The sequence below is a fragment of the Actinomadura sp. KC345 genome, from assembly GCF_004348515.1.
Lineage (GTDB): Bacteria > Actinomycetota > Actinomycetes > Streptosporangiales > Streptosporangiaceae > Spirillospora.
Window position 1 is genome coordinate 1 of sequence record NZ_SMKH01000005.1, and the last position, 23,859, is coordinate 23,859.

Below are 23,859 nucleotides of genomic sequence, written 5' to 3' on the forward strand. Positions count from 1 at the left end.
GGGACGGCCGGCCCCCCAAGGCACGTCCGCCCGTCCCGCCAAGGAGGACACCATGCGGCGCATCCCCCTGATCGGCGGCACCCCTCTCCTCGGCATCGTCGCCTGCGCCGCCCTCGCGCTCTCGCTCACCGCCTGCGGCGGCGATGACGACGGCGGCGCGCAGAGCGGCAGCGGCACGACGGCCCTGGAGGGCCGCGGGCCGATCACGTTCGTGACGGGCAAGGACCGGTCCGGCAACCTGAAGAAGCAGGTCGACGCCTGGAACGCCGACCACCCCGACGAGCAGGTCCGCATCATCGAGCTGCCGGACGAGCCCAACGAGCAGCGCCGGCAGATGATCCAGAACGCCACGACGAAGTCGGACGCCTACTCGGTGCTCAACCTCGACGTCGTGTGGACCGCCGAGTTCGCCGCCAACCGCTGGCTGGCGGAGCTGCCCGAGGACGAGATCGACCTGTCGAAGATGCTGCCCGCGACGATCACCACCGGGCAGTACCGGGACCGGCTCTACTCGGTGCCGTCCACGTCCGACGCGGGGATGCTCTACTACCGCAAGGATCTCCTCGACGAGGCCGGCGTCTCCGCGCCGCCGAAGACCTACGACGAGATGTGGGACGCCTGCGACAAGGTGAAGAAGCTGCCCGAGGGCGAGGACACCGACTGCTACTTCACCGAGGTCAACAAGACCGAGAGCATGACGATCAGCGCCGTCGAGGCGATCGCGAGCGCCGGCGGCTCGATCATCGGCGAGGACGGCAGGCCGGCGCTGGACACGCCGCAGGCCGAGCAGGGCGTCGAGTTCCTGGTCAACGCCAAGAAGGAGCACATGCCGAAGGAGGCCGTCACGCTCGACACCGAGGGCGGGCGGCGCCACTTCCAGTCCGGCGGGCTCGTCTTCCAGCGCCAGTGGCCCTACCAGTACGCGCTGGCCAACGAGGACGACGGCTCGTCGAAGGTGGCGGGCGAGTTCGCGGTCGCGCCGCTGCCCGGACCGGACGGCCCCGGTGTCGCCAACCTCGGCGGGCACAACCTCGCGATCTCCGCCTTCGCCGAGAACAAGGCGAGCTCGCTCGGCTTCGTCCGGTACCTGACCAGTGAGAAGGCGCAGCGCGCCAACCTGCTCGCGACCTCGCAGGCGCCGACGATCGCCTCCCTGTACGACGACCCGGCGATGGTGAAGAAGTTCCCGTACCTGCCGGTGCTCAAGCAGGCCATCACCACCGCCAGGCCGCGTCCCGTCGCGGTCAAGTACGGCGACGTGACCGCCGCCGTCCAGGGTGAGATGTACGACGCCGTGACCGGCAAGAAGTCCGCCGAGCAGGCCCTCACCGACCTCCAGGCCAAGCTCCGGCCGCTGACCGCGCAGTGAGCGGCATGACCGGTACACGCGACAACGGGACACACAACGAGAAGCCGTCCGCCGCGGGGACCCCCGCGGCGGGCGCGCCGCGCGGGCGCCGCGGCGGGCGACGGGGCGAGGGCGACGTGCAGGGGACGCGGCGGCTCGCGGCGCTGCTGCTGTCCCCGACGCTGCTCGTGCTCGCGCTCGTCATCGGCTACCCGGTCCTCGCCGGGTTCCGCGAGTCGCTGTACGCGCGGGGCGAGGGCCTGGACGACCAGGGGTTCGTCGTCGAGGGCGACCGGTTCGTCGGCCTCGGCAACTACACCGCGATCTTCCAGGGCGACCGGGCCGAGGCGTTCTGGAACGCCTTCGGCAACACCACGTTCTTCACCGTCACGACGGTGGCCCTGGAGACGGTGATCGGTGTCGCGATGGCGCTGATCATGCACCAGATGTTCCGCGGGCGGTCCCTGGTGCGCGCCAGCATCCTCGTCCCGTGGGCGATCCCGACCGCGATCTCCGGGCTGCTGTGGCGGTGGATCTTCCAGGCGGACGGCGCCGCGAACGCGGTCCTGCGCGAGCAGATCCTGTGGACCGCCGACGGGTTCCCCGCCAAGACGGCCATCGTCATCGCCGAGGTCTGGAAGACCTCCCCGTTCATCGGGCTGCTGGTGCTCGCCGGCCTGCAGATGATCCCCCGGGACGTCTACGAGGCGGCGCGGGTGGACGGCGCCGGCCCCGTCCAGCGGTTCTGGCGGATCACGCTGCCGCTGGTCAAGCCCGCGCTGCTGGTGGCGGTGCTGTTCCGCATGCTGGACGCGCTGCGGATGTTCGACCTGCCCGCCGTGCTGATCGGCGTCAACCAGAAGTCCGTGGAGACGCTGACGATGATCGCCTGGTTCGAGGCGTCCAACCTGCGCTACGGGTCGGCGGCGGCGTACGCGACCGTCCTGTTCCTCTACATCGCGCTCATCGCGTACCTGTTCGTGAAGCTACTCGGCGCCGACATCATCGGCGAGGCCCGCCGGCACGCAGGGCGCGGCAGGGGCGGGCGGAAGAGGGTGACCGCATGAGCGGGCCGCTGTTGAAACGGGCGCTGTCCTACCTCGGCTTCGCGCTGGTCGCGGTCTACTGCCTCGCGCCGTTCTACTGGATGACGATCTCGGCGTTCCGCCGCCCGCAGGACCAGTTCGACAACACGATCATCCCGGTGCGGTGGTCGTGGGAGAACTTCTCGGCGGTCTTCTCCGGCGGCAACGGGTTCGGCCGCGCGCTGCTGAACAGCGTCATCGTGGCCGGAAGCACGACCGTGCTGACCCTCCTCATCGGCACGGTCACCGCCTACGCGCTGGCCCGGCTGCACTTCCGGTTCAAGAACGCCGTGCTCGGGCTCGTCATCGCCACCTCGATGTTCCCGGGAATCTCCCAGCTCGTCCCTTTGCTGAAGCTTTTCACGGACATCAACTGGATCAACACCTACCAGGCGATGGTGCTCCCCAGCCTCGGGTTCGCGCTGCCGCTGTCGGTGTGGCTGCTCACCGCGTTCTTCCGCCAGCTCCCGTTCGAGCTGGAACAGGCGGCGATGGTGGACGGCTGCACCCGCGGCCAGGCGTTCCGCAAGATCATCATTCCGCTGGCGGCGCCCGGGGTGTTCACGACGGCGATCCTGACCTTCATCGCCGCGTGGAACGAGTTCCTCATCGCGCTATCCATGGTCAACAAGAAGGAGATGCAGACCGCCACGGTCGCGATCTCCAAGTTCACCGGCGTCTCGGGATTCGACCAGCCGTTCGGCACCCAGATGGCGGCGGGCGTGGTCGTGACCGTCCCGCTGATCGTCGTGGTGCTGGTCTTCCAGCGCCGGATCGTCGCCGGTCTCACCGCCGGCGGCGTCAGGTGAACCGCAACGACCACGTGCACGCTGACAGCTCCCGACCCGAAGGATGTTCATGACCCAGGACACCCTGATCGTCCCGGCCGGAGACCTCGGCCGGGACGGCACCCGCTGGTGGCGCGACGCCGTGATCTACCAGGTCTACGTGCGCAGCTTCGCCGACTCCGACGGGGACGGCGTCGGCGACCTGCCGGGCGTCCGGAACCGGCTGCCGTACCTGGCCGACCTCGGCGTGGACGCGCTGTGGCTGACGCCGTTCTACGTCTCCCCGATGGCCGACTTCGGGTACGACGTCGCCGACTACCGCGACGTCGACCCGCTGTTCGGCACGCTCGCCGACGCCCGCGGCCTGATCGCGGACGCGCACGCGCACGGCCTGCGGATCATCGTGGACGTCGTCCCCAACCACACCTCCGACCGGCACGCCTGGTTCCGGGCCGCGCTCGCCGCGTCCCCCGGCTCCCCCGAGCGCGCCCGCTACATCGTCCGGGACGGGCGCGGCCCGGACGGCGCCGAGCCTCCCAACGACTGGGAGTCGGTGTTCGGCGGCCCCGCCTGGACCCGGCTTCCGGACGGCCAGTGGTACCTGCACCTGTTCGCCCCCGAGCAGCCCGACCTGAACTGGGAGAACCCCGAAGTCCACACCGAGTTCGCGGGCATCCTGAAGTTCTGGCTCGACCTCGGCGTGGACGGCTTCCGCGTGGACGTCGCCCACGGGATGGCCAAGGCGCACGGCCTACCGGACGTCGGCCACACCGATCAGGTCGAGATGCTCGGCACGGCCGTCCTGCCGTACTTCGACCAGGACGCCGTGCACGACATCCACCGCGAATGGCGGCGCCTGCTCGACTCCTACGGCGGGGAGCGGATCGCCGTCGCCGAGGCGTGGGCGCCGACGCCCGAGCGCCTCGCCGCCTACACCCGGCCGGACGAGCTGCACCAGGCGTTCAACTTCCACTACCTGAGCGCGCCCTGGGATGCCGCCGGGTTGCGGGAGGTGATCGACGAGTCGCTGTGCACGGCGGCGGCGGTCGGCGCCCCCGCGACGTGGGTGCTGTCCAACCACGACGTGAAACGGCACGTCACCCGGTACGGCGGCGGCGAGCGCGGCCTCCGCCGCGCCCGCGCGGCGGCGCTGCTGACGCTGGCGCTGCCCGGCTCCGCCTACGTCTACCAGGGCGAGGAACTCGGCCTGCCCGAGGTGCTCGACCTGCCGGAGGAGTTCCAGCAGGACCCGCAGCGGCTGCGCGGCGAGGGCGCCGGCCGCGACGGCTGCCGCGTCCCGATGCCGTGGGAGGGCGAGGAGCCCCCGTTCGGGTTCGGCGCGGGCGCCGCGTCCTGGCTCCCGATCCCCGCCGCGTGGCGCGACCTCACGGTCGCCGAGCAGAGCGGCGACCCCGGCTCCATGCTGACGCTCTACCAGGAGGCCCTGCGCGTCCGGAGCGAGCACCCCGCGCTCGGCGACGGCGCGCTGCGCTGGCTGGCCGCTCCACGGGGCACACTGGTGTTCGTCCGGGAGACGCATGAGGCCACCGGGGGCGACGGCGCGGGGAGGCGGCTCGCGTGCGCCGTCAACCTGTCCGGTGGCACCGTGCGCGTCCCCGCGTCCGGGCCGCCGCTCCTCGCGAGCGGACCGGTCCACACGGACGGGGACCACGTCGAACTGTCCCCGGACACCGCACTGTGGTGGGACGTCGAGACTTCGGGACGTCAAGGAGGACGGCTAACTTGAGACCCATGACGACACGCCTGGCGGACATCGCGGCACACGCCGGGGTGAGCGAGGCGACCGTGAGCCGCGTGCTCAACGGCAAGCCGGGCGTGTCCCCGACCACGCGCCAGGCGGTGCTGACCGCCCTGGACGTGCTCGGCTACGAGCGTCCGGCCCGCCTGCGCCAGCGGCGGGCCGGGCTGATCGGGCTGATCATCCCCGAGCTGACCAACCCGATCTTCCCGGCGTTCGCCGAGGTCATCGAGAGCGCGCTGGCCCGGCACGGGTACATGGCGGTGCTGTGCTCGCAGGCGCCGGGCGGCGTCGCCGAGGACGACTACATCGAGATGCTGCTGGAGCGCGGCGTCGCCGGGATCATCTTCGTCAACGGCCTGCACGCCAACGCCAACTCCGACCGGGCGCGGTACGCGCGGCTGCTGGAGCAGGCGCTGCCGATCGTGCTGGTGAACGGGTACCGGCCCGACATCGACGCCCCGTACATCTCCAATGACGACGTGGCGTCGATGGAGGCGATCGTCGCGCATCTGGCCGCAATGGGCCACCGGCGGATCGGGCTGGCGATCGGCCAGGACGTGTACGTCCCGACCCGCCGCAAGACCGAGGGCTTCCGCCGCGGGATGGCGGCGCACACCGGCCTGGCCGCCGGCGAGGTGGACGAGCTGATCGTCAACACCATGTACACGGTGGAGGGCGGGCAGGCGGCGGCGGCCCGGCTGCTGGACGCGGGCTGCACGGCGGTCTGCGGCGGCAACGACATCATGGCGCTCGGCGCGATCCGGGCCGCCCGGCAGCGCGGCCTCCAGGTCCCCGCGGACGTCTCGGTCACCGGCATGGACGACTCGCTCCTCACCGCTTACCTCGACCCTCCGCTGACCACGATCCGGCAGTCGGTACGGGAGATGTCGATGGCCGCCGTGAGCACCGTCCTTGACGAGATCCGCGGCGCCCCCGCCCCCCGTACGGAGCTGCTCTACCGGCCCGAACTCGTCGTCCGGCGGTCCACGGCGCCCGCCCCCGCGGCGGCCCGGCTCACCCCGGTCCAGGAGGGATGACCGGGCGCTGACCGCGGGTCCCGGCGGGCCCGCAGAGGCCCATGCCGAAACCGGCCTTGTTGTAACGGTTGGGTTTCGGCGCATTGACAGTGAGGTCCGTCACGGTCTTTCCTTCGTGGGAGCGCTCCCACAGACCTGGAAGTCACCAACCTGAGAGGGGTCCGCCATGAGGGCCATCATGCGGCGCGGACTGAGTACGGCGATGGCGGCGGTGCTCGTCGGCGGCCTCGTCGTCGCCTGCGGCGGGGATGACGACGGCGGCTCGGACGGCGGTCCGGTCGAGCTGACCGTCGACGTCTTCGGCGAGGCCGGCTACGAAGAACTCATCAAGCAGTACCAGCAGACCCACCCCGGCGTCACCGTCAAGCAGCGCAAGGTCTCCAGCCTCGACGAGTACAAGCCGCGCATCCAGCAGTGGATGTCCACCGGCAGCGGCGCCGGCGACGTCGTCATGCTGGAGGAGGGCATCCTCCCGCTCTACATGCAGCAGCCGGACAAGTTCGTCAACCTCTTCGACCACGGCGGCAAGGAGCTGGAGAAGAACTTCCTGCCCTGGAAGTGGCAGATGGGGCTCACCCCCGACGGCAAGCGGCTCGTCGGGCTCGGCACCGACGTCGGCCCGCTCGCCATGTGCTACCGCAAGGACCTGTTCGAGAAGGCCGACTTCCCGACGGAGCGCGAGGAGGTCGGCGAGCTCTGGCCGACGTGGGACGAGTTCCTCGCCAAGGGGCAGGAGTTCCAGGAGAAGGTGCCCGACAGCAAGTGGCTGGACGGCCCCACCGCCGTCTTCCGCGCGACCGTCCTGCAGAACGCGGGCAACGGCCCCGGGCACAGCTTCTTCGACAAGGAGAACAACCTCGTCTTCGACAGCAACCCGACCGTGAAGCAGGCGTTCGACACGGCGCTGAAGTTCGAGCAGAACAAGCTCACCGCCGACATGTCGATCTTCACGCCGCCGTGGCAGACGGCCCTCAAGCGCGACACCTTCGCCACCCTCCCGTGCCCGTCCTGGATGCTCGGGGGCATCGAGGAGTTCTCGGGTGAGGCCGGCAAGGGCAAGTGGGACGTGGCGACCATCCCGGGCGGCTCCGGCTACTGGGGAGGCTCGTGGCTGGCGGTTCCCGAGCAGACGAAGCACGCCGAGGAGGCCGCCGAGCTGGCCAAGTTCCTGACCTCCCCCGAGGGCCAGGTCGGCGCCTACAAGGCGGCAAACGTCTTCCCGTCCTCGCCGCAGGCCGCGCAGAACCCGGCGGTCGCGGGCTCGAAGAGCGCGTACTTCAACGACGCCCCGGTCGGCAAGATCTTCGGTGACCTGGTGGCTTCGGTGAAGCCGGTCCACCTCGGGCCGAAGAACGAGGACGTGCGGGCGGCGGTCGAGAACGTCCTGGTCTCGGTGGGCCAGGGCAAGCAGGACGCCGGGGGCGCGTGGGGCAAGGCCGTCGAGGAGGCCGAGAAGTCCGCCCGGTAACCCCGGACGACGTCCGGACCACGGCGGCGGCGCCGTGCCGATACCTCCCCCGCCGGCGCCGCCGCCGTACCCGTCTCTCCCCGCTGAGCCCCGTCCTCGGAAAGGAGGCGCACGACGATGACCACCGATCTGCGCCCCAGCCGGAACGGCCCGCCGCCGCCCTCGCCGGCGAAGGACCGCCCGGAGCCCCGCCGCACCTGGCGGGCCCGGCTGGCCAAGCTCGACGTGAAGGGCGCACCGTACGCCTTCATCTCGCCGTTCTTCCTCGTCTTCCTGATCTTCGGCGCGTTCCCGCTCCTCTTCACCCTCTGGGTCTCCCTGCACGACTGGGAGCTGGCGTCCGGGACGCGCGAGTTCGTCGGGCTGGACAACTACGACTACCTGCTGACCGACGCCGACTTCTGGCACGCCACGGTCAACACGCTCGGGATCTTCGTCATCGCGACCGTCCCGCAGCTGCTGATCGCGCTGATGATCGCCAACGCGCTGAACCGGCGGATGCGGGTGCCGACGCTGTTCCGGATCGGGATGGTCGCCCCGCTGGTGACCTCGACCGCCGCCGTCGCGATCGTGTTCACCCAGATGTTCGACCAGAACTGGGGGATGATCAACTGGTTCCTCGGGCTGTTCGGCGTCGACGCCATCGCCTGGAGCAACAGCCGCGGCTGGTCCTGGGTCGCCATCGCCCTGATGGTCGACTGGCGCTGGACCGGTTACAACGCGCTGATCTACCTGGCCGCCATGCAGGCGATCCCGAAGGACCTGTACGAGGCCGCCGCGATCGACGGCGCGTCCCGGATCCGGCAGTTCTGGCAGATCACCGTCCCGATGCTGCGTCCCACGATCATCTTCACGGTGATCATCTCGACGATCGGCGGGTTGCAGCTGTTCACCGAGCCCGTCCTGTTCAGCATCCACACGCCCAACAAGATGGACGGCGGCCCGTTGCACCAGTTCCAGACGATCACGATGTACATGTACGACAACGCGTTCGGCAGTGACCGGTACGGCTACGGGGCCACCGTCGCCTGGGCCCTGTTCGTGATGATCATCGTGTTCTCCCTGATCAACTTCCTGGCCGTGCGGCGTACGGGAGGCACCAAGTGACCACGCTCCTGGCCGGCCCCGGCCGGCGCCCCGAGGGCAAGCACGCCGCAGCGCCCGCCGGCCGCTTCCGCAACCTGTGGAACGCCAGCCCGCTGACCTACATCACGCTGATCGTCGCGCTGGTGCTGTCGATCTTCCCGATCTACTGGATGATCGCGGTCGCCACCCGCACCAACGACGTGGTCTCCGACGTCCCGCCGCCGCTGCTGCCCGGCGGCCAGGGCCCCGAGAACGTCGACCGGCTGTTCGCCAACCCCGACGCCTACTTCGCCCAGGGGCTGCTGAACTCCGCGATCGCCTCCGGCGTGGTGACGATCTCCACGGTGTTCTTCGCCTCGCTCGCCGGGTTCGCGTTCGCCAAGCTGCGCTTCCGCGGCAAGAACGGCCTGCTGCTCATCATCATCGCGACCATGATGATCCCGGTGCAGATGGGCATCATCCCGCTCTACATGATCATGGTGGAGCTGGGCTGGCAGAACCAGCTGCAGGCCGTCATCGTCCCGTTCCTGGTCACCGGGTTCGGCGTGTTCATGATGCGGCAGTACGCCGAGCAGGCCGTGCCCGACGAGCTGATCGAGGCGGCCCGCGTCGACGGGTGCACCACGTTCGGCATCTACTGGCGCGTCGTGCTGCCCGCACTGCGCCCGGCCGCGGGCGTCCTCGGCCTGTTCACGTTCATGCAGACCTGGAACGAGTTCATGTGGCCGCTCGCGGTGCTCAACCCCGACAACCCGACGGTCCAGCTGTCCATCAACAACCTGGCGAACGCGCACTTCCAGGACTACACGCTCATGTTCGCGGGCACCAGCGTGGCGGTCCTGCCGCTCCTCGTCGTGTTCATCATTTTCGGCCGCCAGATCATCGGCGGAATCATGGAAGGTGCAGTGAAGGCGTGACCTCCCTCAAGGACGACACCAGCGCGGCCGGAGCCGCGCAGTTCCCGACCGGGTTCCGCTGGGGGGCCGCTACCGCCGCCTACCAGATCGAGGGCGCGGCCGGTGAGGGCGGGCGCGGCCCGTCCATCTGGGACACGTTCTCCCGCACCCCGGGCAAGGTCCTCGGCGGCGACACCGGCGACGTCGCGGTCGACCACTACCACCGGTTCCCCGAGGACGTGGCGCTCATGTCCGGCGTCGGGCTGACCGCGTACCGGTTCTCCGTCTCCTGGCCGCGGGTGCAGCCGTCGGGCACCGGGACGTTCAACCAGGAGGGCCTGGACTTCTACCGGCTCCTGGTCGACTCGCTGCTGGAGGCCGGCATCGAGCCGTGGCCGACGCTCTACCACTGGGACCTCCCGCAGGCGCTGGAGGACGAGGGCGGCTGGCCCGAGCGGGAGACGGCGCAGCGGTTCGCCGCGTACGCGGACCACGTGCACGCCGCCCTCGGCGACCGGGTCCGCCACTGGACGACCGTGAACGAGCCGTGGTGCGCGGCGTTCCTCGGCTACGCGTCCGGGGAGCACGCGCCCGGACGCCTCGACCCGGCGGGCTCCCTGCGGGCCGCCCACCACCAGATGCTCGGCCACGGCCTGGCCGTCGAGGCGATGCGGGCCCGCCGCCCCGGCAACCGCTTCGGCGCCGCCGTCAACCTGTACGCGATCTCCCCCGCGACCGACGACCCGGCCGACGTGGACGCGGCGCGCCGCATCGACGGGTTGCAGAACCGGCTGTTCCTCGACCCGCTGCTGCTCGGCCGCTACCCCGAGGACGTCCTGGAGGACACCGCCCGGTACGGGTTCGCCCCGGCGGACGGCGACCTTCCGGTCATCAACCAGCCGATCGACCAGCTGGGCATCAACTACTACTCGCGGCACACGGTCGCGGGCACGCCGGGCGAGGCGGCGCAGACCGCGTCGTCGCCGTTCTCCACGCACTCCCCGTGGGTCGGCAGCGACCACGTCCGCTTCGTCCCCGCCGGGCGTCCCGTCACCGGCATGGGCTGGGAGATCGACGCGGGCGGGCTGCACGAGGTCCTCACGCGCGTGCACCGCGAGTACCCGGAGGTGCCGCTGTACATCACCGAGAACGGCGCCGGCTACGACGAGGCGCCGGACGGCGATGGCACGGTCCAGGACGAGGGCCGCATCGCCTACCTGGACGCGCACCTCCGGGCCTGCCACGACGCCATCGCCGACGGGGTACCGCTTCGCGGCTACTTCACGTGGTCGCTGCTGGATAATTTCGAATGGGCGTGGGGCTACTCGAAGCGTTTCGGGCTGGTCCACGTCGACTACGGCACGCAGCGCCGGGTGCCCAAGGCGAGCGCCCGGTGGTACGCGGGCGTGATCCGGCGGGGTGGGCTGCCCGGACGGGGCTGACCCGGACGGGCGACGGACGGACGAAGGGGGCGAGATGACGGGCAGCAGCACCCGTCCCACGCTGGAGGCGGTCGCGGCGCGGGCCGGGGTCGGACGCGGCACGGTGTCACGGGTGGTCAACGGCTCGCCGCGGGTCAGCGCGCAGGCCCGCGAGGCGGTCCTGCGGGCGATCGAGGAACTCGGGTACGTGCCGAACCGCGCGGCCCGCACGCTCGTCACCCGCCGCACCGACACCGTGGCGCTGGTCGTCGCCGAGTCCGACCAGCGGCTGTTCGACGAGCCGTACTTCGCCGGGATCATCCGGGGCATCAGCAACGGCCTCGGCGACACCGGGCTCCAGCTCCTGCTCGCCCTCGCCCGCTCGCCCGCCGAGTACGGGCGGCTGGAGGAGTACCTCACCACCCAGCACGTGGACGGGGTACTCCTCACCTCCCTGCACGCCGAGGACCCGCTGCCCGCCAAGCTGGAGGACAACGGTGTGCCGACCGTCCTCGGCGGCCGGCCGCCCGGCCTGCACCCGGTCAGCTACGTCGACGTCGACAACCGCAGCGGCGCACGCGAGGCCGTCACGCACCTGATCGCGGGCGGCCGGCGGCGGATCGCCACGATCGCCGGCCCGCAGGACATGGGGGTGGGCATCGACCGCCTGGCCGGCTACCGGGAGGCCCTCGCCGACGCGGGCCTTCCCGAGTACGTCGAGTACGGCGACTTCGGCGAGGCCAGCGGCATCACCGCCGCCGAGAAGCTGCTGGCCGCCGAGCCGTCCCTGGACGCGGTGTTCGCGGCCGACGACCCGATGGCGCTCGGCGCGCTGCGCGTCCTGCACCGGCACGGCCGGCGGGTACCCGCCGACGTCGCGGTGATCGGCTTCGACGACTCGTCCGCGGCCCCCCTGGCCGACCCGCCGCTCAGCACCGTCCACCAGTCGCCGGAGGAGATGGGGCTGGAGATGGCCCGGCTGCTCATCTCCCGCATCCGCGGCGAGACGGTCGAGGACCCGGTGGTCATCCTGCACCCCCACCTGGTGCTCCGGGACTCGGGGTGAGGGCCGGCGGCGACTATGATCGTTTCATGGGTTACGAACCTGCGGCCGATGAGCTCGTTCACCTGAACCGCTGCGTCGAGCTGGCGGCCGAGGCGCTGGAGTCGGGGGACGAGCCGTTCGGGTCGGTGCTGGTCTCCGCGGACGGGGAGGTCCTGTTCGAGGACCGCAACCGCACCGCGGACGGCGACCGGACCCGCCACCCGGAGTTCGAGATCGCCCGGTGGGCGGCCCGCAACCTCGCCGCGGACGAGCTTCCCGCCGCCACGGTCTTCACCTCCGGCGAGCACTGCCCGATGTGCTCGGCCGCGCACGGCTGGGTCGACCTCGGCCGCATCGTGTACATCCACTCGTCCGCGCAGGTGGCCGCGTGGCGCAGCGAGCTCGGCGTCCCCCCGGGCCCGGTCGCGGCGATCCCGATCCAGGAGGTCGTCCCGGACCTCCGGGTGGACGGCCCGGTCGCCGCGCTGGAGTCCGCGATGCGCGAGCTGCACACCCGCGCCTGCACCCGGTGACGTGCGGCGCGCCGCCCCCCATGGCCGGCGGACGAGGACGGCACGCCGCGGTCCGATCGCTCACCTCCCGGAGACATCGACGGTCACCCGTTCTTGCATTCCGGCAATTCCTCCGGAACGGCTATAGGTGACCAGCACGTCCGGTCCGGTGAAAGCGAGCATTTCACCGTCCTTTCCGTGCGGGCCGCCGGACGGCGCCCCGCTTCCCCATTCCGGCGGCCCGCGGTCCGCGGGTTACTCGCCGAACAGGATTCCGCCGGTGTCGCGCATTGCGGCGCACCGGTTGGGATAGGTCCGCGCGAAGTGGCGCGGCTCACCGCGCCAGGTGCCGTCGGCGCTCACCCGGACGGGCGCGTGCTCCAGCGTGCACGGCCCCTCCTTCGCGGGGATCCGCGCCACCTGGCCGTCGGTGGATTCAAGCTGCTCGCACGCCTGCGGCGCGGAGCGCAGCGTCCCTCCGTCCGGTCCGCACCAGAGCGTCTTGCCGGTGACGGGCCCCTCCTGCGGCGCCACCATCAGCAGGTAGGCGCCTACCGGCTCCTTCGGCCGGGCCTGCGCGGGGGCGGCCGGCGCGAGCACCGCCATTCCCGTCGGCATCGCCATTCCCGCCAGCGCGGCGGCCCACCGGATCCGGGCACGCGGCATCGTCATGTCTTCCTCCTTGGATCGCCCGCCGCGATCTGCGGCATTGGCCGGCGGAAACCGTCGATTTGTGGTGGACGTCCCGCCGCATCCAGACATTAGACGTCACAAACTCCGGCGAACAAGACCACCTTTCGTCCCAACCCGGCCACCCGTCAACACTTAAATCAAGTCTGCCCAAGTGTGCAATGAGCATTGCCGCCGAATGGCCGGAAATGTGCTATCGAGACCCGTCCTGCTCAACGGGACCGGGCGGCGGCGCGGCCGGCGCCGGGTGGATGATCGGACCGTTGAACCGATCCGGAGGTGACATGCCCGTCCAGCCGAGCCACCAGGCGATAGCGAACCTGATCTTCCGCTACGCGGAGTGCGTGGACGGCGCGGACTTCGCGGGGATCCGCGACCTGTTCGACGGCGCCGTGTTCACCGGCAGCGGCGGCTCGCTGCACGGCGGTGACGCGATCGCGGCCATGATGGAGAAGACGGTGATCGTCCACGACGACGGCACCCTGCGCACCAAGCACGTCACCACCAACCTCGCCATCGAGGTGGACGAGGAGGCCGGCACGGCCCGCTCGACGGCGTACTACACCGTCCTGCAGGCCACGCCGTCCCTTCCGCTGCAGCCGATCGCCTGCGGCACCTACCGCGACACCTTCGAGCGCCGCGACGGCCGCTGGCGCTTCGCCGAGCGCCGCATCTCCCTCGACCTCGCGGGCGACGTCGGCCAGCACCTGCGCCGCCCCGAGAAGCTCCCGCCCCACGTCCACCCCGGCGGCTGACGCCCCGGGCGGCCCGGCCCGGCCTCCCCCGGGGCGAGCCGCTCCCGCGAGTTCACGGCCGCCCGCGATGCGCGCCGATGGTGTCGCGGTACCAGTGGGCGCTGTCCTTCCAGGTGCGGTCGCCGGTGGAGTAGTCGACGTGGACGAGGCCGAAGCGCTTGGAGTAGCCGTAGGCCCATTCGAAGTTGTCCAGCAGCGACCAGGCGAAGTAGCCGCGGACGTCGGCGCCCGCGTCGCAGGCTCTCTCCACGGCCTCGATGTGGTCGCGCAGATAGGCGATGCGGCGGTCGTCGCGGACGCGGCCCTCGTCGTCCACGGCGTCGTCGAACGCCGCGCCGTTCTCGGTGACCATCAGAGACGTGCCCGGGTGGTCGCGGTGCAGCCGCAGAAGCAGCTCCTCCATCCCGGTCGCGTCGATCGGCCAGTTCATCGCCGTGTAGGGGCCGGGCTGCCGGACGAACTCGACCTCGTCGCAGCCGACGAACGGTGTCGCCGCGCCCTGCCGGTGGCCGTCCGCGTGTTCGCGCGGCGATACGCCGTCCCATCGCCGGACGAGCGTGGGCGAGTAGTAGTTGACGCCGAGGACGTCGACGGGCGCGGCGATGATCCCGGTGTCGCCGTCGCGCAGGAAATCCCAGTCGGTCAGGGCCGCGGTGTCGTCCAGGAGGTCGGCGGGATAGCCGTTGCCGAGCATCGGGTCGAGAAACACGCGGTTGGAAACGGCGTCCACCCGCCGGACGGCCTCGGCGTCGCCGCGCAGGTGGTGGAGGTTGAGCGTGACCGAGTGCCGGGTGGACGGGGAGACCACGCCGCGCAGCGCCAGCACCGCCAGGCCGTGCGCGAGGTTGAGGTGGTGGGCGGCGGCGAGCGCGTCCGCCGGGTCGGTGCGGCCCGGCGCGTGCACGCCGGACGCGTAGCCGAGGAAGGCCGAGCACCACGGCTCGTTCAGCGTCGTCCACGTGTGGACGCGGTCGCCGAGGACGCGCCCGATCCGCTCGGCGTAGTCGGCGAACCGGCGGGCCGTGTCGCGCTCGGGCCAGCCGCCCGCGTCCTCCAGGTCCTGCGGGAGGTCCCAGTGGTAGAGGGTCGCGACGGGCGCGATGCCGTGGGCGAGGAGGTCGTCGACCAGGCGGGAGTAGAAGTCGATGCCCTTCTGGTTGGGCGTCCCGCCCGGCAGGACGCGTGACCAGGAGATGGAGAACCGGTAGGCGTCGAGGCCCAGGGCGGCAATCGTCGCGACGTCCTCTTCCTGGCGGTGGTAGTGGTCGGTGGCGACGTCGCCGGTCTCGCCGTTGAGCACCTTGCCAGGGGCGCGGCTGAAGGTGTCCCAGATGGACGGTGCGCGGCCGTCCTCCCGGGCCGCCCCCTCGATCTGGTACGCGGCGGTGGCCGCACCCCACACGAATCCGTCCGGGAAGCCCATCGCCTCTCCTCTTCCACCGACAGCTTGGGAGCGCTCCCATCGTAACCCGTGCCCGGACGGGTGAGCGCGGGAAGGCCGGTCAGGTGCGGCATTCGCCGCCGTTGAGCGTGAACCGGGACGGATGGCCGTTGGCGCCGTCCTGCCGTCCGAGGAACCCGAACTCGGCCGTCCCGTCCGGCGGGATCGACCGGTTCCAGTCCGCCGCCGTCACCGTCACCGCAGCGCCCTCCTGGACCTGGCTGCCGTTCCACACCTGGGTGATCGCCTGCCCGTCAGGGAACGCGAAACCCAGCCGCCAGCCGTCGATCGCGCCGTCGCCGAGGTTCGTGATCCGCACCGTGACCTGGAAGCCCTGCGGCCACGTCCCGTCGACCCGGTACGCCACCGAGCAGGCGGCCGCCGGCCGCGTCGGCGCCGGGCTCGCGGCCGGCGGCGCGGCCGGCCGCTCGGACGAGCCGGGGGCCAGCGCCGCCAGCAGCACCGCCACGAGCGCGATCGCCCCGGCCGCCGCCCCGGCGATGATCAGCGCCTTCCGCGGTGCGGCCGGGCCGGCGTGCGCGGTCTCGCCGGACGGGACGGGGTCGTCCAGCACGCGTGTCGGGTCGCGCGGCACCGCGCCCGGGGGCGGGCCGCCGTCCGGCGTCCCGGCGGGCTCCGGTGCGGGGAACGGGGCGAGCTGCACTCCGGCGGCGCCGGCGAGGACCCGCGCCGCCTCGGTGGCGGCGGGCCGGGCCTGCGGATCCCCGCTGAGGCAGCGGGCGCAGACGGCGCCGACCTGGTCCGGGACGTCCGGCGGGAGGGTGGGCGTGCCCCCGGACGAGGCACCGGCCAGGCACTCCTGGAGGACGACGCCCAGGGAGAACATGTCGGCCGCCGAGGTCGGAGGCGTGCCGGACAGGAGTTCGGGCGCGACATACGCCGGGGTGCCGAGGAGCGGGCCGCGGGGCCCGGCCGGGCCGGTGAAGGCGATGCCGAAGTCGAGGACCTTCACGCCGACCCGCGTGAGGAACACGTTCGCGGGCTTGACGTCGCGGTGCACGATCCCGGCAGCATGGGCCGCGCCCAAGGCGTCGGCGACGCGGGCGCAGATCCCGGCGGCCTCGCGCCACGGAAGCGGGCCCCGGGAGAGGCGGTCCGCCAGGCTCTCCCCCTCCAGCGACTCCATGACCACGTACGGAACGCCTTCGTGCTCCCCGTAGTCGTAGACGCCGGTGATGCTGGGATGGGCGAGGCCCGCGGCGGCCTTCGCCTCCTGGCGGAGCCGCCGCGTGAACTCCTCGGGCCAGCCCTCCTTGGGCACCTTGACCGCGACCGCCCGGTCGAGGACGAGGTCGACCGCGCGCCAGACGGTGGCCATGCCGCCCGCCCCGAGGGGACGCTCCAGGCGGTAGCGCTCCCCCAGGAGATCCCCCGCGGCGACGGTCTCGGCCATGGACCGGAGTTTATGCCGTACCCGGTCGGCCCACGCGGGCTCAGGGAACCAGGTAGCGGCCGTCGCGGGCGTCGGTGATCGCCATGTGGCCGGGGGCGTGCCCGATGGCCAGCTTGGGACGGGACGCCATCACGGCCGCCTGCGGGGTCACTCCGCACGCCCAGAAGACGGGGATCTCGTCCACCCGGACATCGACGGGGTCGCCGAAGTCGGGCCTGGCGAGGTCGTCGATGCCGAGTTCGACCGGGTCGCCGATGTGCACGGGTGCGCCGTGGACGGCCGGATACCGGGACGTCACCCGGACGGCGTCGGCCACCTGCCCGGCCGGGACGGGACGCATCGAGACCACGAGCGGGCCGCCGAACTCCCCGGCCCGGCGGCACATCCGGTTCGTCCGGTACATGGGGACGTTGCGGCCCTGCTCGATGTGGCGGAGCGGGACGCCCGCGTCGCGGAGCGCGTCCTCGAAGGTGAAGCTGCACCCGATGAGGAACGAGACCAGGTCGTCCCGCCAGTGGTCGGTCACGTCGATCGTTTCGGCGACCGGTTCGCCCTGCTCGTAGACGACGTATCCGGGAAGGTCGGTGCGCAGGTCCCCGGAGAAGAGGGGCAGGGAGACCTCACCGGGTTCGGCGACGTCCAGGACGGGGCACGCCTTGGGGTTGCGCTGCGCGAACAGCAGCAGGTCGTACGCCTGATCGCGGGGCACGGCGATGAGGTTGGCCTGCGTCCAGCCCGCGCACCAGCCGGAGGTGGGGCAGCTCAGCCCCGTGCGGAACAGGGCCCTGGCCTGGTCCGGCGAAAGCGCCCGCGGATCGATGGGTGCGGTCATCGTCGCTCCTGAGTCCGGGTCTGCGGCGCCCGACACCCCCACGCCGGGCGCCGCATGACCCGGACGGCCCAGCTACTGGACAACGCCAGGGGGCCTCGCATGCAGAACGCCCGGGCCCCGCTCGATGGTTCCCGTTTCACGAAATCGACTCGAATCCCGGGACGCATCCCCTCACCCCCAGAGCTCGTCCAGGCCGGACAGGGAGTTCCAACCCAGGTAGAGGGCGGGCAGCCAGGCGGCGGCGCCGAGGACGGCGAGCGCGGCGAGGCCGTAGCCCGCGCCGGGCAGGACGCGGTTGCCGAGTTGGCGCGTGGGCGGACGTGGGCACCGCCGACATCCGCTTCCACCAGGCGATCGCCGCCCTCGTGGGCAGCCCGCGCGTGGACGAGATGGCCCGCCACCTGCTGGCCGAGATGCGCCTGGTCTTCCACGAGATGGGGTCGCCGCGCGAGTTCCACGAGCCGTACCTCGCCCGCAACCGCCACCTCTGCGACATGATCGCGCGCGGCGGCCGAGCGGGAGCTGTGGTCCTACGTCAGCTTCTCGGCCGTGAACGGCCGAGCTTGCGGCTAGGGCCCCAGCTGGATGCCGGGATGGACTGCCGCGTCCAGCACCCGACCCCGGGTCAGGGGGCGGGTGCAGGGGCGGATGACTGCCGCCCCGCGTCCCACGCAGCAGCAGCCCGGCGGGCGATGTTGCGGGAGGCGTTGAGGTCTGCGTGCGCAACGACGCCGCAGCCCCGGCAGATGAACAAGGCCTGGCTCACCCGGTTGCGGCGGCTGCGGTGGCCGCAGTCGGCGCAGGATTGTGAGGTGTGGGCCGAGTCGACGAACACCACGGGGATTCCGGCGCGGCGGGCCTTGTAGGAGATGAAGGAGGCGAGCTGGGCGAAGGCCCAGGTGTGGAAGGCGGCCCGTTGGGGCTTTCGGTGCCGTACCCGGGAGCGGATGCCCGTCAAGTCTTCCAGGGCGATCCCGTACCCGGTGCGTTCAGCCTCGGCCACGATCCGTTTGGAGACGCAGTGGTTGATGTCGGTGGCGCGCCGCCGCTCCCTGCGGCGCTGCCGCTTCAGGACGCGTTTGGCGGCCTTCGTGCGCTTGTGCTGCAGCTTGCGTCGCAGTGCCGCCTGGCGGGCGCGGTGCCGGTTCAGCCCGCGCCCGGCCGCCCGGTACCCGCCCGAGGTGGTGGCGATGTTGACGATGCCCAGATCCACCCCCACGAACCCGCCAGGATCCTCGTTCAGGGGTTGTTCGGGGACGTCGACGGTGACCAGCAGCAGCCACTTGCCGTCCCGGCACAGCAGGTCCGACTCACCGCGCGGGCACCCGGCCAGCATCGTTCGCGCCCCGGCCGAGCAAGTGAAGGCGATGTCCTTGCACCGGCCCCGGACGGTCCAGATCGACACCGTGCCGGCGTCGGGCGCGATCGACAGGTTCCGCTGGTCGAACGGCTGCGCCGCATCCGCCCGGAACACGATCGGTTTCCCCTCGGCGCGGGCGCGGCGCCTGGAGCCGGGGCGGCCCAGGTTTCCCGCTTGGAGGTTGGTGTGCAGGGTGGTGTAGGCGTCGGCGACCTTCTTGATCACATGCTGGGCCGCTTGCGACCCGATCCCCGCCTCCCGCAACCCCCGGTAGGTGGCCTTGCGCAGATCGAAGTTGCGCGTCATGCCGGTGTCGAACGCGACCCGCGACACCCGGTTCGCCGCCGCGTTGCAGGCGTGCAGGGTCTCAGCCAGCGCGGCGGCCTGCACGGCCGTCGGCAACAGCTTGGCCTGCACCACCAACTTCATGGCGTGACCATAGCATTACCCACCGACAGTACGTGCGTTACGCAACAACCGGCTCGGGCGGCGCTCGCGCGCCGTACACGAGGGAAGCGATTCCTCCCGGCCCTGAAGGACCGGGGTTCCTCGCTAGAAGATCGCTGAACGACGCCGAGGCGCAGCTCACCAAGGGGTACCGCGACAAAGAGTGACCGCCGTACGCGGGTCGGTCAGGGCGCGTAGTTCATGACGTGGTCGTGCAGGAGCCGCGGCGCCTCCGGGTCCCGGCGGCGGAACGCCTCGATCAGGTCGGCGTGCTCGGCCGACTTGGAGTAGATCTCGGTGTGGTGGAGGCGCAGGGAGAGTGTCGTCCACAGCTCGATGCCGAGGCCCTCCCAGACCGAGACCAGCAGCCGGTTCTCCGCCGCTTCGACGATCTCGCGGTGGAAGGCGATGCTGAGGCGCATCTGCTCGTGCAGGTCGCCGTCGCGCGCGGCGTCGCCGAGCAGCCGGTTGTGCCCCTCCAGGGCGTCCAGGCAGGCGTCCGACAGGCGGGGCACCGCCAGCTCCGCGGCGGTGCGCTCCAGCCCCGCGCGCACGGGGAAGATCTCGGCCAGGTCGCGCTCGGTGAACTCGCGGACGCGGGCGCCCCGGTTGGGCAGCGACTCGATCAGCCGCTGCGCCTCCAGCTGGCGCAGCGCCTCCCGGACCGGCCCCTGGCTCACGCCGAGTTCCGTGGCGATGCGGCGCTCGACGATGCGCTCGCCCGGCTCCCAGCGGCCGGAGCTGATGCCGTCGACGATGAACTCGCGGATCTGGTCGGCGAGTCCGGTGCGGAGCAGCTGAGCTGGAATCGGCGCGTTCACGGAACCTCATGTTAGACGCAGATTCGGTAAGTGGCCCTTGACGGGTACAATATGATCGATCATAGATCAATGATGATCGGTGCGCACCGTGGTGATCCTACGGTGCCCGCCCCGGACGAAGGAAGGTCGCCGATGGCCGAGACCGCCCAGTCGACCAGGAGGGCCGCCCCGGCCCGGAACCGGAGGACGCCCGGCGCCTCCCGCGCGAAGAAGCCCGCGCCGCCCGAGGCCACCGACACCTCCCCGGAGGGCCCCGGCCCGGCGGCGGACGCCGAGACGCTCGTGGGCTACTACCGGCAGATGCTTCTGATCAGGCGGTTCGAGGAGCGCGCCGCCCGCGCCTACACCGAGGCCAAGATCGGTGGGTACTGCCACCTGAACCTCGGTGAAGAGGCCACGGTCGTCGGCCTGATGGCCGCGCTCCGCCCCTCCGACTACCTGTTCACCAACTACCGCGAGCACGGCTACGCCCTGGCCAAGGGCATCGGGGCCGACCGCGTCATGGCCGAGCTGTACGGCCGCTCGACCGGCGTGTCCAAGGGGTGGGGCGGGTCGATGCACCTGTTCGACGCCGAGGCGCGGCTGCTCGGCGGGTACGGCATCGTCGGCGGGCAGCTCCCCCTGGCCACCGGCGCCGCGCTCGCCGTCTCCTACAAGGGCGGCGACGACGTCGTCATGTGCCACATGGGCGACGGGACGGCCGCGATCGGCGCGTTCCACGAGTCGCTGAACATCGCGGCGCTGTGGGACCTCCCCATCGTGTTCGTCGTGGTCAACAACGGGCTGGGGATGGGCACGACCGTCGAGAACTCCTCCGCCGAGCCCGAGCTGTTCCGGCGCGGCGCCGCGTACCGGATGGAGAGCGCCCGGGTGGACGGCACCGACGTGGCCGCGGTCCGGGACGCCGCCCGCACCGCCGTCGAACGCGCCCGCGCGGAGAGCAGGCCCTACCTCCTGGAGACCATGAGCCCGCGGCTGAAGGGCCACTCGGTCGTCGACCCGGCCCGCTACCGGTCCAAGGAGGAGAAGGAGGCCCTCAAGGCCGCCGACCCGCTGGCCCGCATGGCGCTCGACCTGGAGGAGGCCGGAATCCTCGGCCACGACGAGCGCGACCGCCTCGACGCCGAGGTCAAGGCCGAGGTCGACGCCGCCGCCGCGTTCGCCGACGAGAGCCCCGCCCCCGAGGTGTCGACGCTGTTCGACTACACCTACGCCACCCCCGTCCCCGGCGACCTGCGCCGGATGCCCGCCGACCCCGTATTCCGTTCCTGAGGAGCACGCTCATGGCAACGATGACCTACCGCCAGGCGCTCCGGGACACCCTCCGCGCCGAGATGCTGCGGGACGACGACGTCTTCCTGATGGGGGAGGAGATCGGCCTCTTCGAGGGCTCCTACAAGATCACCGAGGGGCTGCTGAAGGAGTTCGGGCCGCGCCGCGTCCGCGACACCCCGATCGCCGAGGAGGGGTTCGTCGGCGCCGCGATCGGCGCCGCGATGCTCGGCCTGCGCCCGGTCGTGGAGATCATGACGATCAACTTCTCGCTGCTGGCGCTGGACCAGATCGTCAACCACGCCGCGAAGATCTACGGCATGTTCGGCGGGCAGTCCAGCGTCCCGATGGTGATCCGCACCCCGGGCGGCGGGGGCCAGCAGCTCGGCGCGACGCACTCGCAGAACGTCGAGCTGTTCTACTCGTTCATCCCCGGCCTGAAGGTCGTCGCGCCGTCCACGCCCGCCGAGGCGTCCGCGATGCTGAAGGCCGCGATCCGCGACGACGACCCGGTGCTGTTCCTGGAGAACCTCGCCCTCTACAACACCAAGGGCGAGATGCCCGGCCCGATCGAGGACGTCGAGCCCGCCGAGATCGGCCGCGCGGGCGTCGTCCGTCCCGGCACCGACATCACGATCATCGGCTACTCCCGCATGGCCCGCGTGGCCGCGGAGGTCGCCGAGACCCTGGCCGCCGAGGGCGTCTCCGCCGAGGTCGTGGACCTGCGCAGCCTGCGCCCCCTCGACCGGCAGACCGTCGTGGACTCCGTCCGCAAGACGGGCTCGGCCGTGGTCGCCGAGGACGACTGGCTCACCTACGGCATCGGCGCCGAGATCGCGGCCACCATCCAGGAGGGCGCGTTCGACTGGCTGGACGCCCCGGTCCGCCGGGTCGCGATGGCCGAGGTGCCGCTCCCCTACGCCAAGTCCCTGGAGACGGCGGCGCTGCCGTCCGCCGACTCCCTGCTCACCGCCGTCCGCGACACGCTCCGCGCGACCGGCCGTACCTCGTGGGGGACGCCCCCCACCCCCCCGCGATCAGTCCTGGAGCCCGCGTCATGACCGACATCCTCATGCCCCGCCTCTCCGACACCATGGAGGAGGGCGTCATCAGCTCCTGGCAGAAGCAGCCGGGGGACGAGATCGCGGTCGGCGACGTGCTCGTGGACATCGAGACCGACAAGGCGGTCATGGAGTACGAGGCGTACGAGGACGGCGTCCTCGACAAGATCCTCGTGGCCGAAGGCGAGACCGCCGCGATCGGTGCCCCCATCGCCGTGATCACTCCGGCCGGCGGCGCGGCACCCGCCGCCGCGCCGGAGCCCGCCGCCGAACCCGAACCGGCCGCCGCCCCGGAGCCCGCACCCGCACCCGCGCCCGCCGCCGAGGCGCCCGCGGCGCCCGCGACTCCGGCCCCCGCCGCGGGGCCCTCCGCCGGGACGTCCCGTCCCCCGTCGTCGCCGCTGGCCCGCAGGCTGGCCCGCGACCACGGCATCGACCTGACCGCGCTGAGCGGTTCGGGCCCCGGCGGACGCATCGTCCGCGCCGACATCGAGGCCGCGATACGGTCCACCGCACCCGCACCCGCACCCGCCGCTCCGGCTCCGGAGCCCGCCGCCGCGCCCGCAGCCCCGGCCAGGGCCCAGGCGGCCGAGGACCCGGACGTCGAGGCCGTTCCGCTGAACCGGTTCCGCAAGGTCGCGGCCAAGCGGCTGACCCAGAGCAAGCGCGAGGCCCCGCACTTCTACCTCGACCGCGAGGTGGACGCCGAGCCCCTGCTGGCGTTCCGCGCCACGCTGAACGAGGCGCTCGCTCCGTCCAAGGTCAGCGTGAACGACCTGATCGTGAAGGCGGCGGCGACCGCGCTCCGCGAGCATCCGGCCGTGAACGTCTCCTACACCGAGGAGAACCTGCTCTTCCACAAGCGCGTCAACGTCGGCATCGCCGTGGCGGTCGAGGACGGCCTGCTCGTCCCCGTCATCAAGGACACCGACCGCAAGAGCGTCTCGCAGATCGGCCAGGAGACCCGCGAGCTGGCTGGCAAGGCGCGCGACGGCAAGCTCTCGCCCCCGGAGATGAGCGGCGGCACGTTCAGCGTGAGCAACCTCGGCATGTTCGGCGTGGACTCGTTCTCCGCGGTGATCAACCCGCCGGAGGCGGCGATCCTCGCCGTGGGCGCGGTCCGGGACGAGCCGGTCGTCCGCGACGGCCAGGTCGTCCCCGGCAAGCGCATGGCGGTGACCCTGTCGGTCGACCACCGCGCCACCGACGGCGCGACGGCCGCCAAGTTCCTGGACCGCCTCGCCACCCTCCTGGAGAACCCACTCCTCATCGTGGCCTGACACCCGACGGCGCCGCCCGGAACATACCGCTATATTCG

Annotated in this window: 21 protein-coding genes and 1 pseudogene; 16 read left to right on the forward strand and 6 right to left on the reverse strand. The window is 71.8% G+C overall.

Features of this window, described 5'->3' with window-relative positions:
* The 11 genes from E1281_RS01475 to E1281_RS01525 all read left to right on the forward strand — a co-directional run.
* Window positions 1-1,369 (forward strand): ABC transporter substrate-binding protein (locus E1281_RS01475; RefSeq protein WP_207943037.1); only part of this gene is annotated, 1,369 nt, incomplete at its 5' end.
* A 5-nt stretch (window positions 1,370-1,374) separates the two neighbouring features.
* Window positions 1,375-2,415 carry a sugar ABC transporter permease gene (locus E1281_RS01480; RefSeq protein ID WP_131875275.1) on the forward strand — a complete coding sequence of 347 codons (1,041 nt, stop codon included), beginning with the start codon at window positions 1,375-1,377 and terminating at the stop codon, window positions 2,413-2,415.
* Window positions 2,412-3,242 (forward strand): carbohydrate ABC transporter permease, encoded by an 831-nt coding sequence (locus E1281_RS01485; protein ID WP_131875276.1) that lies wholly within the window; start codon window positions 2,412-2,414, stop codon window positions 3,240-3,242. Before E1281_RS01480 ends, E1281_RS01485 begins: the two co-directional genes overlap by 4 nt.
* 49 nt (window positions 3,243-3,291) lie before the next feature.
* The gene (locus E1281_RS01490) at window positions 3,292-4,968 is read left to right on the forward strand and encodes a glycoside hydrolase family 13 protein (RefSeq protein WP_131875277.1); all 1,677 of its coding nucleotides are present in this window, start codon (window positions 3,292-3,294) and stop codon (window positions 4,966-4,968) included.
* A gap of 5 nt (window positions 4,969-4,973) precedes the next feature.
* The gene (locus E1281_RS01495; protein ID WP_131875278.1) at window positions 4,974-6,020 is read left to right on the forward strand and encodes a LacI family DNA-binding transcriptional regulator; all 1,047 of its coding nucleotides are present in this window, start codon (window positions 4,974-4,976) and stop codon (window positions 6,018-6,020) included.
* A gap of 166 nt (window positions 6,021-6,186) precedes the next feature.
* Complete coding sequence (locus E1281_RS01500; protein WP_243716460.1) at window positions 6,187-7,488, forward strand: ABC transporter substrate-binding protein; 1,302 nt, start codon at window positions 6,187-6,189, stop codon at window positions 7,486-7,488.
* 117 nt (window positions 7,489-7,605) lie between these two features.
* On the forward strand, window positions 7,606-8,595 hold the full coding sequence (locus E1281_RS01505; protein ID WP_131875279.1) for a sugar ABC transporter permease: 990 nt from the start codon (window positions 7,606-7,608) through the stop codon (window positions 8,593-8,595).
* A gap of 74 nt (window positions 8,596-8,669) precedes the next feature.
* Complete coding sequence (locus E1281_RS01510) at window positions 8,670-9,491, forward strand: carbohydrate ABC transporter permease (RefSeq protein WP_131875327.1); 822 nt, start codon at window positions 8,670-8,672, stop codon at window positions 9,489-9,491.
* On the forward strand, window positions 9,488-10,912 hold the full coding sequence (locus E1281_RS01515) for a GH1 family beta-glucosidase (protein ID WP_131875280.1): 1,425 nt from the start codon (window positions 9,488-9,490) through the stop codon (window positions 10,910-10,912). Before E1281_RS01510 ends, E1281_RS01515 begins: the two co-directional genes overlap by 4 nt.
* A 34-nt stretch (window positions 10,913-10,946) precedes the next feature.
* The gene (locus E1281_RS01520) at window positions 10,947-11,957 is read left to right on the forward strand and encodes a LacI family DNA-binding transcriptional regulator (protein WP_131875281.1); all 1,011 of its coding nucleotides are present in this window, start codon (window positions 10,947-10,949) and stop codon (window positions 11,955-11,957) included.
* 26 nt (window positions 11,958-11,983) lie between these two features.
* Entirely contained in the window at window positions 11,984-12,469 is a 486-nt protein-coding gene (locus tag E1281_RS01525; protein ID WP_131875282.1) for a nucleoside deaminase, read from the forward strand.
* A gap of 234 nt (window positions 12,470-12,703) precedes the next feature.
* Here the strand turns inward: E1281_RS01525 and E1281_RS01530 are convergent, their stop codons facing one another.
* Window positions 12,704-13,120, reverse strand: coding sequence for an SSI family serine proteinase inhibitor (locus tag E1281_RS01530; protein ID WP_131875283.1), 417 nt, complete (start codon window positions 13,118-13,120; stop codon window positions 12,704-12,706).
* Between the two features lie 302 nt (window positions 13,121-13,422).
* On the opposite strand from E1281_RS01530, the gene E1281_RS01535 reads away from it, so the two are divergent.
* A complete protein-coding gene (locus tag E1281_RS01535; RefSeq protein ID WP_131875284.1) occupies window positions 13,423-13,893 on the forward strand; it encodes a nuclear transport factor 2 family protein in 471 nt (156 codons plus the stop codon).
* A gap of 52 nt (window positions 13,894-13,945) precedes the next feature.
* Here E1281_RS01535 and E1281_RS01540 read toward each other — a convergent pair whose 3' ends face one another.
* The 3 genes from E1281_RS01540 to E1281_RS01550 form a co-directional block, all read right to left on the reverse strand.
* Complete coding sequence (locus E1281_RS01540) at window positions 13,946-15,316, reverse strand: GH1 family beta-glucosidase (protein WP_131875285.1); 1,371 nt, start codon at window positions 15,314-15,316, stop codon at window positions 13,946-13,948.
* 79 nt (window positions 15,317-15,395) lie between these two features.
* Window positions 15,396-16,748, reverse strand: coding sequence for a cellulose binding domain-containing protein (locus E1281_RS01545; RefSeq protein WP_131875286.1), 1,353 nt, complete (start codon window positions 16,746-16,748; stop codon window positions 15,396-15,398).
* Between the two features lie 40 nt (window positions 16,749-16,788).
* Entirely contained in the window at window positions 16,789-17,580 is a 792-nt protein-coding gene (locus tag E1281_RS01550; RefSeq protein ID WP_131875287.1) for a putative hydro-lyase, read from the reverse strand.
* Between E1281_RS01550 and E1281_RS42450 the strand changes: the two are divergent.
* Window positions 17,571-18,095 (forward strand): annotated as a pseudogene (locus E1281_RS42450) (FCD domain-containing protein); the annotation flags it as partial. The gene E1281_RS01550 and the pseudogene E1281_RS42450 sit on opposite strands and share 10 nt — an antisense overlap.
* Window positions 18,096-18,205: 110 nt before the next feature.
* On the opposite strand, the gene E1281_RS01560 reads toward E1281_RS42450, so the two are convergent.
* Window positions 18,206-19,369: an RNA-guided endonuclease TnpB family protein gene (locus tag E1281_RS01560; protein WP_131875288.1), complete on the reverse strand. Its 1,164-nt coding sequence runs from the start codon at window positions 19,367-19,369 to the stop codon at window positions 18,206-18,208.
* Window positions 19,370-19,572: 203 nt separating this feature from the next.
* Window positions 19,573-20,208 carry a GntR family transcriptional regulator gene (locus E1281_RS01565; RefSeq protein ID WP_165958748.1) on the reverse strand — a complete coding sequence of 212 codons (636 nt, stop codon included), beginning with the start codon at window positions 20,206-20,208 and terminating at the stop codon, window positions 19,573-19,575.
* A gap of 132 nt (window positions 20,209-20,340) precedes the next feature.
* Here E1281_RS01565 and pdhA point away from each other — a divergent pair, with 132 nt between their 5' ends.
* From pdhA to E1281_RS01580, 3 genes are read left to right on the forward strand one after another with little or no spacing between them, the layout of a single operon-like run.
* Entirely contained in the window at window positions 20,341-21,480 is a 1,140-nt protein-coding gene (gene pdhA / locus E1281_RS01570; RefSeq protein WP_131875289.1) for a pyruvate dehydrogenase (acetyl-transferring) E1 component subunit alpha, read from the forward strand.
* A gap of 11 nt (window positions 21,481-21,491) precedes the next feature.
* Window positions 21,492-22,541 carry an alpha-ketoacid dehydrogenase subunit beta gene (locus tag E1281_RS01575; RefSeq protein WP_131875290.1) on the forward strand — a complete coding sequence of 350 codons (1,050 nt, stop codon included), beginning with the start codon at window positions 21,492-21,494 and terminating at the stop codon, window positions 22,539-22,541.
* The gene (locus E1281_RS01580) at window positions 22,538-23,821 is read left to right on the forward strand and encodes a dihydrolipoamide acetyltransferase family protein (RefSeq protein ID WP_131875291.1); all 1,284 of its coding nucleotides are present in this window, start codon (window positions 22,538-22,540) and stop codon (window positions 23,819-23,821) included. Before E1281_RS01575 ends, E1281_RS01580 begins: the two co-directional genes overlap by 4 nt.
* Window positions 23,822-23,859: the final 38 nt, after the last annotated feature.

Excerpts from the sequence above, each read along its gene's own strand:
- E1281_RS01500 (WP_243716460.1), top strand. The coding sequence starts at position 6,187 with ATGAGGGCCATCATGCGGCGCGGACTGAGTACGGCGATGGCGGCGGTG.
- pdhA (WP_131875289.1), top strand. The coding sequence starts at position 20,341 with ATGGCCGAGACCGCCCAGTCGACCAGGAGGGCCGCCCCGGCCCGGAAC.
- E1281_RS01525 (WP_131875282.1), top strand. The coding sequence starts at position 11,984 with ATGGGTTACGAACCTGCGGCCGATGAGCTCGTTCACCTGAACCGCTGC.
- E1281_RS01530 (WP_131875283.1), bottom strand. The coding sequence starts at position 13,120 with ATGACGATGCCGCGTGCCCGGATCCGGTGGGCCGCCGCGCTGGCGGGA.
- E1281_RS01480 (WP_131875275.1), top strand. The coding sequence starts at position 1,375 with ATGACCGGTACACGCGACAACGGGACACACAACGAGAAGCCGTCCGCC.
- E1281_RS01485 (WP_131875276.1), top strand. The coding sequence starts at position 2,412 with ATGAGCGGGCCGCTGTTGAAACGGGCGCTGTCCTACCTCGGCTTCGCG.
- E1281_RS01535 (WP_131875284.1), top strand. The coding sequence starts at position 13,423 with ATGCCCGTCCAGCCGAGCCACCAGGCGATAGCGAACCTGATCTTCCGC.
- E1281_RS01540 (WP_131875285.1), bottom strand. The coding sequence starts at position 15,316 with ATGGGCTTCCCGGACGGATTCGTGTGGGGTGCGGCCACCGCCGCGTAC.
- E1281_RS01520 (WP_131875281.1), top strand. The coding sequence starts at position 10,947 with ATGACGGGCAGCAGCACCCGTCCCACGCTGGAGGCGGTCGCGGCGCGG.
- E1281_RS01575 (WP_131875290.1), top strand. The coding sequence starts at position 21,492 with ATGGCAACGATGACCTACCGCCAGGCGCTCCGGGACACCCTCCGCGCC.
- E1281_RS01550 (WP_131875287.1), bottom strand. The coding sequence starts at position 17,580 with ATGACCGCACCCATCGATCCGCGGGCGCTTTCGCCGGACCAGGCCAGG.
- E1281_RS01490 (WP_131875277.1), top strand. The coding sequence starts at position 3,292 with ATGACCCAGGACACCCTGATCGTCCCGGCCGGAGACCTCGGCCGGGAC.
- E1281_RS01560 (WP_131875288.1), bottom strand. The coding sequence starts at position 19,369 with ATGAAGTTGGTGGTGCAGGCCAAGCTGTTGCCGACGGCCGTGCAGGCC.
- E1281_RS01545 (WP_131875286.1), bottom strand. The coding sequence starts at position 16,748 with ATGGCCGAGACCGTCGCCGCGGGGGATCTCCTGGGGGAGCGCTACCGC.
- E1281_RS01495 (WP_131875278.1), top strand. The coding sequence starts at position 4,974 with ATGACGACACGCCTGGCGGACATCGCGGCACACGCCGGGGTGAGCGAG.
- E1281_RS01580 (WP_131875291.1), top strand. The coding sequence starts at position 22,538 with ATGACCGACATCCTCATGCCCCGCCTCTCCGACACCATGGAGGAGGGC.
- E1281_RS01505 (WP_131875279.1), top strand. The coding sequence starts at position 7,606 with ATGACCACCGATCTGCGCCCCAGCCGGAACGGCCCGCCGCCGCCCTCG.